This window comes from Geminocystis sp. M7585_C2015_104 (genome assembly GCA_015295805.1).
In the GTDB taxonomy this organism is placed as follows: domain Bacteria; phylum Cyanobacteriota; class Cyanobacteriia; order Cyanobacteriales; family Cyanobacteriaceae; genus DVEF01.
In genome coordinates this window covers 23881-37329 of the sequence record DVEF01000012.1, presented here as the reverse complement: position 1 = coordinate 37329, position 13449 = coordinate 23881, and the positions used below count along the sequence as shown (strand labels likewise).

9 protein-coding genes are annotated in these 13449 nt (G+C 45.3%); 6 read left to right on the top strand and 3 right to left on the bottom strand.

Annotation, left to right across the window (positions count from 1 at the left end; all coding sequences use genetic code 11):
• Positions 1 to 600: 600 nt before the first annotated feature.
• From IGQ44_01290 to IGQ44_01270, 5 genes are all read left to right on the top strand, one after another.
• Positions 601 to 3072, top strand: coding sequence for an EAL domain-containing protein (locus IGQ44_01290; GenBank protein ID HIK36614.1), 2472 nt, complete (start codon positions 601 to 603; stop codon positions 3070 to 3072).
• Positions 3073 to 3268: 196 nt separating this feature from the next.
• A complete protein-coding gene (locus IGQ44_01285; GenBank protein HIK36613.1) occupies positions 3269 to 5836 on the top strand; it encodes an EAL domain-containing protein in 2568 nt (855 codons plus the stop codon).
• A 63-nt stretch (positions 5837 to 5899) separates the two neighbouring features.
• Positions 5900 to 8029, top strand: coding sequence for an EAL domain-containing protein (locus tag IGQ44_01280; GenBank protein ID HIK36612.1), 2130 nt, complete (start codon positions 5900 to 5902; stop codon positions 8027 to 8029).
• Between the two features lie 2 nt (positions 8030 to 8031).
• Positions 8032 to 8958: a histone deacetylase gene (locus tag IGQ44_01275; protein HIK36611.1), complete on the top strand. Its 927-nt coding sequence runs from the start codon at positions 8032 to 8034 to the stop codon at positions 8956 to 8958.
• Between the two features lie 47 nt (positions 8959 to 9005).
• Positions 9006 to 10370, top strand: a complete 1365-nt coding sequence (locus tag IGQ44_01270; GenBank protein ID HIK36610.1) for an NAD-dependent succinate-semialdehyde dehydrogenase — start codon at positions 9006 to 9008, stop codon at positions 10368 to 10370.
• 22 nt (positions 10371 to 10392) lie between these two features.
• Here IGQ44_01270 and IGQ44_01265 read toward each other — a convergent pair whose 3' ends face one another.
• From IGQ44_01265 to purE, 3 genes are all read right to left on the bottom strand, one after another.
• Positions 10393 to 10872 (bottom strand): NAD(P)H-quinone oxidoreductase subunit N, encoded by a 480-nt coding sequence (locus tag IGQ44_01265; protein ID HIK36609.1) that lies wholly within the window; start codon positions 10870 to 10872, stop codon positions 10393 to 10395.
• A gap of 66 nt (positions 10873 to 10938) precedes the next feature.
• Positions 10939 to 11901 carry a quinolinate synthase NadA gene (nadA, locus tag IGQ44_01260; protein HIK36608.1) on the bottom strand — a complete coding sequence of 321 codons (963 nt, stop codon included), beginning with the start codon at positions 11899 to 11901 and terminating at the stop codon, positions 10939 to 10941.
• Positions 11902 to 11980: 79 nt separating this feature from the next.
• On the bottom strand, positions 11981 to 12499 hold the full coding sequence (gene purE / locus IGQ44_01255; GenBank protein ID HIK36607.1) for a 5-(carboxyamino)imidazole ribonucleotide mutase: 519 nt from the start codon (positions 12497 to 12499) through the stop codon (positions 11981 to 11983).
• A 63-nt stretch (positions 12500 to 12562) separates the two neighbouring features.
• On the opposite strand from purE, the gene IGQ44_01250 reads away from it, so the two are divergent.
• Positions 12563 to 13426: an NAD(P)-dependent oxidoreductase gene (locus IGQ44_01250; GenBank protein ID HIK36606.1), complete on the top strand. Its 864-nt coding sequence runs from the start codon at positions 12563 to 12565 to the stop codon at positions 13424 to 13426.
• Positions 13427 to 13449 lie beyond the last annotated feature (23 nt).

The following is a 13449-nucleotide window of genomic DNA, read 5'->3' as shown; positions in this document are numbered from 1 at the left end:
AGGCTTCAAATAAAGATAGAGATGATTCTACTATAGAAGACTACAAGACGCCAGTGGGGTTTTTTTCAGAGATATCAGAAACAGTGCGCCTAGCTTGTGCATTCCTTATGAGGAAGATAACATAGCTATAGGCTTTCCTGATGGGACATATCCCTAGAAAAGAGCCTCCACTTAAAGGAAGGCCAGTTCACAGAGCTATGGCAAGGTATTGGAAGAAATTAGGCGAAACAATGAGCATAAGAGAGCTATAGTGGTTATAATTGCTAATTTCAGGTTTCGGAGACGTCAGAAGGTTTAAAAGAGGGCTGAGGAAATTGGTATAAGCTTTTACGAAAAGTATGGGCCCTTGTAGAGAAGCTTACATGCCTCCGTCTGCTATCTTTCTGCGTCTGGAATATGGGGGTTTTTCTTTTTTTTTGGAGACAGTCCTTGGGAGAAGAAAAAAGAATATAAAAAGGCACTTAATCGCAGATTATTGGGTGAATTATAATATCTAATTGGGGGAAGCCACGGGAAAAGAACAACTAGGATGTTCGCCCCTGCAGCAAGTGGCTATCCTTATCATTCTGGACAGTTGCCAGGCTTTCGGGGAAAATATCAATGAATCAACCACAAGAATTCCGTCACCTGTTTGTAATTGAAGACCGCAAGGGGAGGAGAATAGTATTTTTAGAGGAAGGGAACTATACTATTGGCAGAGACTCCCACAATCCCATAATCCTCTACGATTATCAAGTATCCCGCACCCACGCCACCCTGATTCGGAGAATAGAAGAAGACGAAAACGGGGTAAGCCACTACTGTTATAGGATTATTGACGGCGATTTGCAAGGAAAAAGAAGCACTAATGGTCTATTTGTCAACGGCAGGTCGGTCATTTCTCATGATTTGAAACACGGAGACGTAATTCGTTTCGGCGGTGAGGCCAAGGCGCACTATTACATAATACCAGCTAACGCGGGCATAGACCTGTTCAACCCGGAAAGTTTAGATAAAATTTCTGCTTCCCGTGTCACCCTCAACAGTCAGTCCAGTGAAACAGTCATCAATAGGGAAGAAGAAAATAAGGAAGATCAACAGGAGTTAGTACGATTGGCGTCTTTCCCCGAACTTAGTCCTAACCCCATCATTGAACTAGACTGGGAGGGTAATATTACCTACGTTAACCCGGCTGCCAGTCTCAAATTTGAAACCCTGTTTGAGGAAAAACTAAAACACCCTATCCTAGCAGGCTTGTTGGAAGATTTTAACAGCCGTCAGGGAAATTTGTTTTTACGGGAGGTAAAAATAGGCAATGAGGTGTTTGAACAGTACGTCCACTACCTCTCGGAAAAGAAACTTATCAGGAGTTATATCTATGACTTCACCCAAAGGAAACAAGCAGAGGCTCAACTGAAGGAAAGTCAGGCCCTCTATCGAGCCATTGTGAGAATGACCAGTGAGGGAATATTCCTCGTATATGCCTCCAGTCGTCGTCTCGCAGAGGCTAACCCCGCCTTCCTCAGTCTTTTGGGCTACGGTCACGAGGAAATCACTAACCTAACCCTCTATAACCTCATTGCTACTGACTTAAATACTCTTAATCAGGACCTGAGTAAAATTCTAGAAACCAAACAGGATTTACAAACTAAATATCTCTATCGTCGCAAGGACGGAAACCTTATCAGTTTGGACAGCTGCATCAGTCTCATCGCCTATCAAAACAAAGAGATGTTTTGTTTTGTGATACAAAGCCCTTCAAAGAACCCACCAGAAGACGAGTATTCTAGCTATTATGCCCTACATGACCCCCTGCTAAACATCGCCAACCAGAAACTGTTTGAAGAACAACTCCAAATTGCCGTAGCTCAAGCCAGCAGGTATCAGCAGATGATGGGGATGGTGGTAGCAGAAGTCTTGCATTGGGAAGAATATTGTCAACACCACCCTCAGCTAAAAGATAATACCCTCAAAAATTTGACGGAGACTATTAAGTCCTGTCTACGGCAAGGAGATTTACTGGCCAGGTGGGACAATAACAAGTTTATGGCCCTGCTGCCCCGCCTCCGTGGGCCAAAAGAAGCCGCTGTGGTGGTCAAAAAGATTTCCACTACCGTAGAGGATTATTTACAAAAAGAAGTAGCCCAAGAGACGGTCAAGTTGGCTCTCAATCTGAGTCTGCTGATTTACCCCATCGATGGCAACAACCCCTCTCTACTCATTAAAAACGCTCTTATTTCCCTAGAACAGGCAAAAAACAACGTGCCGGCTAATCTGGGTGTCAGTGGCTTCTACTTGAGCCCCAAAGCCGCCGGCCTTCTCAAACTAGAGGGATTGCTCGGCACTGCCATCAAGGAACAACAGTTTTTCCTGTGTTACCAACCGCAGCTTGATATTAACACAAAAAACCTCACGGGCCTGGAAACCCTTCTCAGATGGGATCACCCTGAATTGGGCAAAGTCACCCCGAGGCATTTTTTAAAACTCACAGAAGAAACGGACCTTATGCTTCCCCTGGGGGTTTGGATCCTACACACGGCCACTTTACAGATGCAAAAATGGCGGGAAGAAAATATCCCCCCTGTGCCCCTTGGAGTCAATGTCTCCGCCCGTCAATTTTTCCAACCTAATTTCCCCGAGACGGTGTTAAAAATTCTCGAACAAACTGGACTGCCCCCCCAATTGCTAGAGTTGGAAGTAACAGAAAGTTGCCTCCTACAAGACACGGAATCAGCCTACAAAACCCTCCATCAGCTGGCAAAGGAGGGAATAAGACTTTGTTATGACGGCTTTGGCATAGGTAATTCTTCCTTGGCTTATCTGCAAACGGTGTCCTTTAATACTGTTAAAATCAGCCCCTCTGTGATAAGTCAACTAGAAACTAGTCCCCAGCATCAGGCCTTTGTGGAGAGCATGGCTGTCTTGTCTAAGGGTTATAAGTTTCGTCTTGTAGCCGTGGGAGTGGAAAAACTAGAACAGGTGGAATTGCTCAGAAAACTGGGTTGTCACCAAATCCAGGGCAATCTCATCACCCGTCCCCTCCCCGCCAAAGAGGCCACACTCTTCCTCCAAAAAGCCGAATATACCCTCTAAATATGTTATTTTAGTTATCTCAAGACAATCTATTGCAAAATGCAAGGGCAAAAGGCCAAAAACTAAGAAACTTTCCTGTCCTTTTTAACTACAATGATCCTAGAGGAAAAGGGGCAACAGGACGACAGCCTTATTTACGCCCCCCCTGGCCTCCCCTACATGTACTCTCTTATTTCCCATTTCCCCCGGTGGCAATATGAGTAAGGATTATCCATTTGATGTAAATCCCGCAATTCACGTACTGGTAGTACAAGACGACTGTTCCAGACGCACCATTGTCCTAGACGAAGCTAATTATTCCATAGGTAGAGATCCTCGTAATAAGATTGTCCTTTCCTCCAAAAAAGTCTCCCGCTTCCATGCAACCCTTCTACGACGCACTGACACCAAGAATCGCACCTATTCCTATTGGCTTCTCGATGGCGATTTACAGGGCAATCGTAGCACCAATGGAATATTTATTAACGACAAAAGATGTCTAGTACAAGAGTTAAAACACGAAGATGTCATTAGTTTTGGCCAAGACGTCCAGGCAGTCTACTATATCCTTCACAGTCCCGAGCAACTCCAGCTACTACAAGCTGGCGACTTTGTCAAGCCCCCAGAATTAGAAAGCACTAGTTCCGTTGCCGCCGCCACTGTTGAACGAAAAAGAGAAATATTAGAAAAAAGTACCAAAAAGACAGTAGTGGCCACTGAAGGCTATGTGGAAGAAGCCGGGGTAGCGTTGGCAAGTAACACCCCCGCCGCCGACGTGGCTAAATTGGCCTCCTTCCCAGAATTGAGCCCCAATCCCATTTTTGAACTAGACTGGGATGGCAACATCACCTATCTCAATCCCGCCGCCACCAATAAGTTTCCAGAGTTGAAAAATAACCCCCCAGTTGACACCCACCCCCTCCTCATGGGATTGTTGAAAAATATTGATAGCACTCAAGGGAAAGACAATAAATTATTTGTGCGAGAAGTTCACATCAAGGAGCAAGTTTTCGAACAATATATCCACTACTTACCCGAGAGAAAACTAATCAGGAGTTATGTCTTTGATTATACCAGGAGAAAAGCCATAGAGGCCCAATTACAAGAAACAGAAGAAAGGTATAGACTTTTTATCAGCCAGACCAGGGACGGAATCTTACTAGTAGACGCCCAGAATAAGAAAATACTGGAGGCCAATCAGGCCATAGCAGACCTATTGGAGTACTCTGTTGAGGAACTGTTTTCCCTAAAATTGTACGACTTAATCGACTTAACAACCAACGTTTTGGATAAGCAAATCGAGCTGATTTTGGCCAGCAAAAAAGAGCAAAATTTTGTGAGAGAGTTCGTGTACAAGGGCAAGAACAAACTACCAGTAAGTCTAGAAACTAGTATTTCTTGGCTGACTTATGGAGACCAAATTCTCCTCCTGTTTACAATATATCCACCCCATAAACAAACTCAGCAACAAACCTATATCCAAAAGGACAGTTTATATGATTTAGAAACTGGCCTGCCCACCCGGCAACTATTTTTGGAACAATTAAAAACAGCTATAGCCAATAGTCGTCGTCAAAAAGGACTATTGTCAGTAATCTTTTTGGAATTGGAGATTTTAGAAGAGGGAAGAGATACCCTCAATTACAGTCTGAAATCCAAGGTATTAGAAGGGGTGGGGAAACGCCTGCGCGCCTGTCTACGAGAGGGAGATGTGATTTGCCATTGGGAAGGGGCCGTTTTTGCCTGTCTTCTGCCCCGAATTCGCAGCGCCAGAGACGCCGGGAGGGTAAGCAGTCGTCTGTTGGAAGCCCTGAAACCCCCCTTCTTCCTAGACCATCAACATATATATACAAGAGTTTATATTGGCATCGCAGTAAGAGAACGAGAAGAGGAAACCCTACAGTCTTTAATTCAGCAGGCACAAACTGCCCTCCAGAAAAGCAAAGAGGCAGGAGGAAATAATTATAAATTTGCAGATGTGAGCCGACAGACGGAAATAGACCGTTTCCTACGTCTGGAAAGACTTTTGAGTTATGCCTTGGAGCGGGGCGAGTTTCGTCTGTACTACCAACCCCAGCTTTCCACTACCATCGGGAAAATCACAGGGGTTGAGGCATTGCTTCGCTGGCAACACCCCGATTTGGGATTAATTAGTGCCGAACAGTTTTTGCCCATGGCAGAAGAGACTGGTTTGATTGTACCCATCGGTGATTGGGTAATCGAAAATGCTTGTCAACAACGCCGTAGATGGCAAGAGGGCTATTTGCAAAACCAACCCATTTGTATTAACATTTCCAGTCAACAATTGCAACAACGCAATTTTGTGCAGAAACTACAGGCTATCCTAGAAAAACTGGACTTACCCCCCTCCTACCTAGAGTTGGAAATCCAGGAGAAAACCATAGAAAAAGCCCCGGATGACGTTTTCTCCACACTAGAAAAATTAAGGGATTTAGGCATAAGAATAGCCCTGGATGACTTTGGCACTAGTGATGTCTCTTTTGGCTATCTTAAACGTTTCCCCTTTACTACAGTAAAAATAGACCGTCCTGTGATTAAAACCCTCTTAACACAACCCCAGGAAAAGGCCCTAGTGAGTGCCATTATGGCTTTTAGCCGTGGTTTAGAGAATGTGAGAATTGTTGCCGAGGGGGTGGAAGACAAAAGTCAAATTGAAGAATTAGTCAAATTGGGTTGCGCTGAAATACAAGGTAATTGGCTAACTGCCCCTTTAAACCCAGAAGAAATGACTGCCTTCCTCAACAGCCACCAACGGGCACAATGAAAATAAGTTTGTTCATTTTTGCTAACCTATAATGGTGTGGGCGGCAGTAGATGATATTTCCCCATGGATAGCGGCCATTCCTTGCCACGAGTTGTTAGTCGTCATCTTCTTGTTTTTTTCCCCAGTAAATACCAACAGGAAAATACTGTTATTCTAACAGATGGGCTTTATTTTATCGGCCGAGACTCCAAGAATTCTATATTCCTGGACTCTCCATTTGTATCCCGATTGCACGCCACTCTAGTGCGAAAAGAGTCCCCGGAAAATGGGGAGACAGTTTATATTCTTGTTGATGGGGATTTGCGGGGTAAAAGAAGTCAAAATGGCACTTTTGTAAACGGTCAAAAAATAATCCAACACACCCTAAAAACAGGGGATGTTATTGTTTTTGGCTCGGAGGAAAATAAGGCGGTTTATAAAAGGGAAAATATATCTGCTTCTCCCCCCGCGGATGTCATAAAGAAAATCTCTAGCATCACCAGGGAAAAATTACAAGACACCCTCATTGTATCCGAATTAAATCTCAAAGAGCGTCTTCATAGTCAAAATATAGAACATTTAGCCTCTTTTCCTGAACTGTCTCCCAATCCCATTTTGGAATTCGACTCTCAAGGAAATTTGCTTTATTGTAATCCTGCCGCCAGAATCTGTTTTGAGGAAATAGTTGAGGGTAAAACCCAAGAAAACCCTCTGTTAATGTCTATTAGTTATCCTGATAATCTTGACCCTCAGCAGAGTCATTTGCTCATAAGAGAAATAGAGTATAATGGCCTATTTTATGAAGAATATATACACTTTCTCTGCCGGGAAAAGGTGATAAGAATTTATGCTTTTGATATCACCGAGAGAAAGAAATACGAAAGAGAACTAAAATATCAGGCAATTCATGACTCCCTTACGGGCTTGCCTAACCGAGAATTTTTCTATCAGAAACTGGAAGAATACCTGCGGAGTGGAGAAGAAGGAAAAGTATCATTAGCAATTCTCTTTATCGATGTAGATAGATTTAAAAATGTGAATGACACCCTCAGTCATACCGTAGGAGACAAACTACTACAACAAATATCATACCGCCTAAAAACAATACTCCCCACTAACTGTGTTTTGGCCCGTTGGGGAGGAGACGAGTTTATTGTACTTATGCCAATATACAGCAAAATGTCAGCCCTGTTTCGAGAAAATAATCATCCGGTGAAAAGTTTGGCCGAAGCAATTATTAGCAAAATAAAGCAGCCGTTTTTTATAGACAATCACAACATATATGTGACTTGTAGCATCGGAATTTCTATTTACCCAACAGATGGTTCAAATGAGACAACTTTAGTTAAGAATGCAGACATGGCATTGTATCGGGCCAAGCATTTGGGCAGGGACAATTACCAATTTTATACTAATAGGTTGGGTTGGCGAAAAATGTTTCTTTTTGAGCTAGAAAATAGCCTATATCAAGCAATGAATAACAGACAATTCTTCCTCAGCTACCAACCCCAACTAGATTTGAAAACAAACCGTATTGAGGGAGTGGAAGTATTACTGCGATGGCAACACCCTATCCTAGGCATTGTATCCCCCAGTCAATTTATACCCCTGGCAGAAGAAACAGGATTGATTATCTCCATTGGCGAATGGGTATTAAAACAAGCTTGTGAAACAGGGAAAAAATGGCTACAATGCGGCTATCCTCCTCTCACCCTGTCGGTGAATGTGTCTGCTAAACAGTTTCAAACAGATGATTTCGCTAACAAGCTAAAGACAATATTAGAAGAAACTCAATTTCCCCCTGATTATTTGGAGTTGGAAATCACCGAGTCGATTTTATTACAGGATGTGCAACAAGTAGAAAAAACCCTTAGCCAATTGGCTGAAATAGGAGTAAAACTGTCTCTGGACGATTTTGGCACCGGTTATTCTTCCTTTGGTTACCTGAAAAAATTCCCCTTCGACTCCATAAAAATAGATAAGTCCTTTGTGGATGGTCTGTGCGATAATAAACAGGATAGGGCCCTGGTGGCCGCCATTATTACCTTGGCAAGAGGATATGGGATGAAAGTGGTGGCAGAGGGAGTAGAAACGGAAAACCAAAAAAGAGTCCTAGAAGAGTTGGATTGTGATGTAATTCAGGGATACTTGGTAGGCAAACCGTTGACAGAAGAGGAATTGTTAGAGAGGATTACCACTGACAAGGGGGAATGAATATGGTTAGTATTATTTTCGCAGAGGAATTCCTACAACACAGGACGGGTTTGTATCATCCAGAATGCCCAGAAAGACTGGTGAGTATAGTAAATCGTCTGAGGAAAAATCCATCTCTGAAGCAAGTGCAATGGCTACAACCCACACCACTGAAAGAAGGGAGGGCAGAATTATGGGTGAGTAAATTCCACGATGCCGACTATATCAGAACCGTGGCTTCCCTGGCAAAAAGAGGTGGTGGCAGAATTGACTTAGATACCCCCGTTTCTGCCAAAAGTTATGAGGTAGCCCTATTGGCGGTGAATGCCTGGTTGGACGGCGTGGATAGGGTATTACAATCCGGAAAACCCTGTTTCGTCCTGGCTCGTCCCCCAGGGCACCATGCTACACCTACTACGGGCATGGGTTTTTGTCTGTTTGCCAATGCCGCCATTGCCGCCCATTACGCCCTCACCTTGCCAGAAATAACCAGAGTTGGTATCCTGGACTGGGACGTACATCATGGCAATGGGACTCAGGAAATTGTCCAAACCAACCCCCACATCCGTTTTTGTTCCCTTCATCAGTATCCCTTCTATCCTGGTACTGGTAGTGCCAATGAAACAGGTTTATACAACAACGTGTTAAACATTCCTCTGAAAGCCGGAAGTGATATAAAGGATTATGAAGATTGTTTTCAAAAACAGGTGATTCCATTTTTCCGGGAGTTCTCGCCGGATATATTAATAATTAGTGCGGGGTATGATGCCAATTTTGCTGACCCCTTGGCAGAGATGTGCTTGTTTCCCGCGGATTTTGGCAAATTGACGGAATATTGTCTGCAAATCACCAAGAGGATACTATTTGGGTTGGAGGGGGGTTACCATTTAGAGGCTTTGGCAGAGTCGGTGGAGTATACAATTCTCCCCTGTCTCTCCGTTTCTGGGTAAGGGTTAAGAGTTTCTAAGTGAAAGAAAGCAGTAATAAAGGAGTGGTTATGGTGTTTACTTCTGTTAATCCCGCCACGGGGGAGGTTATTAAAACCTTCACACCCCTTACGGCAGAAGAGGTGGAGAGGAAATTGGCGTTAGCGGCAGAGGCTTTTGAGTCTTACCGTCTCTCCTCCTTTGAATACCGTAGGGAAAGGCTATACCGACTGGCAGAAATTCTAAACCAAGATTGTGACAAGTGGGCCAGCCTAATCACCCTGGAGATGGGCAAACCAATAAACCAAGCAAAAGCAGAAATTCAAAAGTGTGCCCTAGTTTGTCGTTACTATGCCGACAAGGGTGAGGAATTCCTTTCCCCCTACACAGTAGAAACTGACGCCAGCTATAGCTATGTCACCTACCAGCCTCTGGGGGTAATCTTAGCGGTAATGCCGTGGAATTTTCCCTTTTGGCAGGTGTTTCGCTTTGCCGCACCAGCTTTGATGGCAGGGAATGTAGCCTTACTCAAACATGCTTCTAATGTGCCCCAGTGTAGCCTAGCCATCGAGGAGTTGATAACACTGGCAGGTTTTCCCCTGGGGGTGTTTCAGTCGTTGTTGATTCCCGCCGAGATGGTAGAAGAAATATTGCGAGACAAGCGGGTAAAGGCAGTTACCCTCACCGGCAGTGAATTAGCGGGGAGGAAGGTGGCTGCTGTAGCAGGGGAGGAGTTAAAAAAGAGTGTTTTGGAGTTAGGAGGCAGTGACCCCTTTATTGTAATGCCTTCCGCCAACTTAGAGGAAGCAGTAGAGGTAGCCACCACGGCGAGAATGCTAAACAGTGGCCAATCCTGTATTGCCGCTAAGCGTTTTATCCTCCACAGTGCCATTGCCGGGGAATTTTTGGCGAGGCTTACTGACAGGTATCAACGGCTAAAGGTGGGCAATCCCTTTGAGGAGGATACAGATATTGGGCCACTGGCCACCCCTGCCATTTTAGCGACTTTAGCCCAACAGGTAGAAAAAACAGTGGCCATGGGGGCAAAGGTGTTGATGGGAGGTAAAGCCCTGGAGGGAAAAGGCAATTTCTACCCCCCCACCATTCTAACAGATATTCCTCCCAATTCGCCGGCCATGAGGGAGGAATTTTTTGGCCCAGTAGCCCTTATTTTCACCGTCAATAGCTTTCAGGAGGCCATCGAACTTGCCAACAGCACTGATTTTGGACTGGGTGCATCTATTTGGACAACAGAGGAGGAAGAGATGGAAAAGGCTATTAGGGATATTGAGGCGGGGGCAGTTTTTATCAACGGTTTGGTAAAATCTGATCCCCGTTTGCCCTTTGGTGGTATAAAACATTCCGGCTACGGCAGAGAATTGGGCAGGGAGGGTATCCTAGAATTTGTAAACATTAAAACCGTTTGGCGCAAATAACCCCCAATCCCCAATCTCCACATCAGGCAGCCATCTCGAGAGACTGGGCTAAAGACTCCCAACGGAAAAAACGCTCACCCCCGACTTCCACAACCACTTTGAGACGGGGTTGCTGCTTGGTTAAATCCACCAGGTATTGTTTTTCCTCACGGGAAAAAACAAAGCCCTCGATAATCCACAACACTAGCCCCTTGGACTGAGGAGGCAGGATTTCCAACTGGTAGCCCACAAGGGGAGGTATGAAATAGACGTCTCCCACTGCTGCCTCTCTACCAATATTTTTCTTGCCCAGATGAGGGGGGCGTATGCCATGGACATTCATGAGATAGGCACTCAAGTCTCCCAAACCCCTAGCAGTAAGATTGTAGGTGTGGTAACCATGTGCCCTCAGTCGCCGTTGATAACGCCCCTCGAACCCTCCCTCTAGGGGGGCATATACCGCTAGGGCTCCGAATTTTTCTAAGTCTTTTATAAAGGCCTTTCCTGTGGTAATTAGTGGCATATGGGCAATGTCAAGGTGATGGTAATTACTAGCCAGTATATCCCAAATCTTCCCCTTTTCTGTGTTTTAGGACATTTCTAACATCCGTTGAATGGGCAGTAGGGCCCGGTGACGGATCTCCGGCGGTACATCCACGGCAGGGGCGCGATTTTTTAGGGCTAGATACACCTTCTCCAGGGTATTCAAACGCATGTAGGGGCACTCATTACAAGAGCAGTTGTTTTCCGCCGGCGCCGGGATAAAAGTCTTCCCTGGTGCCGCCTTCTTCATCTGGTGGATTATTCCTGGCTCTGTAGCAATTATGAACTCTTTTGCGTTACTCTCTATAACATATTTTAGTAGTGCAGTTGTAGAGCCAATGAAGTCGGCGTGACGCAAAACAGGAGGCTCACATTCAGGGTGGGCAAGGATTTTAGCGGAGGGGTGTTGAACCTTTAGCTGGACAAGTTTCTTTTCTGAGAAGGTTTCATGGACGATACAGCTGCCCTCCCATAGTACCATATCATAGCGCCCCGTTTGTTCCATCACATAGCGTCCTAGATTGCGATCGGGGGCAAATATAATAGGCTGAGTGGGGGGTATCTGTTTGACAATTTTGACGGCATTGGAGCTGGTACAGATAATATCACTTAGAGCCTTCACCTCAGCACTACAATTTATGTAAGAGATTACCAGGTGGTTGGGATATTTGGCTTTAAAGGCGGCAAACTCTTCTGCTGGACATGAATCGGCAAGAGAACATCCGGCCTCCAAATCTGGTATTAGTACTAACTTGTCGGGGTTTAGGATTTTGGCAGTTTCTGCCATGAAGTGCACCCCAGCAAAGAGAATCACATCCGCTTTGGTTTTCGCCGCCTGTTGTGATAGCCCCAGGGAGTCTCCTATATAATCGGCAATGTCCTGGATTTCACTTTCCTGATAGTAGTGCGCAAGTATTACAGCATTTAGCTCTTTCTTCAGCCCATTGATGGCTTCCACTAAATCCTGGGGCGTGGTGGGGGTAGTTACTGTAGCAGCAGTAGCAAACACAATCTTCTCTCCACTTTCACTCGTTGTTCAGAGGCTCTCTACTCTCATTATATCTCCCGCCACTGTTGACCCACAGCAGTCATATGCTCTTGCAAATCTGGTAACCTTGACTTTCTAGTTGTTTATGTTTCTCCTCTACCATCTGTCTCAATTGTTCACTATACTCCTCTACTTTTTGTAACAGTTCAGGCTGTTGACAAGCTAAAATCCTAATGGCCAGTAAACCGGCATTCTCGGCATTGCCTATGGCCACCGTAGCAACGGGAATACCCTTAGGCATTTGCACTATTGAATAAAGGGAATCCAATCCCTGTAGGTGTTTACTGACAACTGGCACTCCTATTACTGGCAACGGGGTAAGGGAGGCTACCATCCCCGGCAAGTGCGCCGCCCCACCCGCACCGGCTATTATCACTTTTATCCCCCTTTTGTGGGCATTTTGGGCATATTCTACCATCCTTTTGGGAGTACGATGGGCAGAAACGATGGCTACCTCGTATTCCACCCCAAATCTCTCACATACGGCAATGGCCTCCCTCATGGTAGGCAAATCCGAATCACTGCCCATGATAATCCCTATCTGTGGATTTCCAGACATGGTCCTCCTTTACTGTCACCTCGACCCCTGGTATTATAGCTGGTAAAGGATAATAGGGGGAATATGATGACTTGGAGGGTTGCCGTATTGGGTGTGGGATTGATGGGGGGGGCTATGGTGGAAAGATTAGCAGCCATGGGGGTGTCCGTAATAGCATACAACCGCACTGCTGCTAAACTGGAGACTTTGCGACAAAAACAAATCCCTGTTACTGACAATGTGGCCGAGGCTGTTGATAAAGCCGACGCTGTTATCCTGACGTTGAGCGATAGTGAGGCAATCCGACAGGTTATCCTAAACTCCTCTGTCAACCTCCACAACAAGACTGTCATCCAGATGGGCACTATTTCCCCCGCAGAAAGTCAACAATTGGCCACACAAATACAGGCAGCCGGCGGAGATTATCTAGAAGCGCCAGTGTTGGGTAGTACTCCCGAGGCCAAAAATGGCACACTGTTGGTTATGGTGGGGGCAACCCCAACCCAATTTAATCAATGGCAGCCCTTGTTACGGTTTTTTGGTGAAAATCCTATTTTTGTGGGGGAGGTGGGTAAAGCGGCAGCTTTAAAACTTGCCCTTAATCAAATGATTGCCGGCTTGACTGCCACCTTCGCCCTCAGTCTTAGTTATATCCAATACCAACAGGTGGATGTGGATGTCTTTATGACTATCCTCCGCCAAAGTGCCCTTTATGCCCCCACCTTCGACAAAAAACTTAACCGCATGTGTCAGCGCAACTTTGCTAACCCCAATTTCCCCACTAAGCATCTGCTAAAGGATATTCGTCTCTTTCTCTCCTCCTGTGAAAATCTACCCGTTGACACGACCATTCTACAAGCCGTAGAGGCTGTTGTTCAAAAAACTGTAGAGGCTGGCGAAGGGGACAATGACTATTCTGCTATTATCAATACCATCAGTGGCTCTTAATAGGCATGAATGTCCCATTCCTG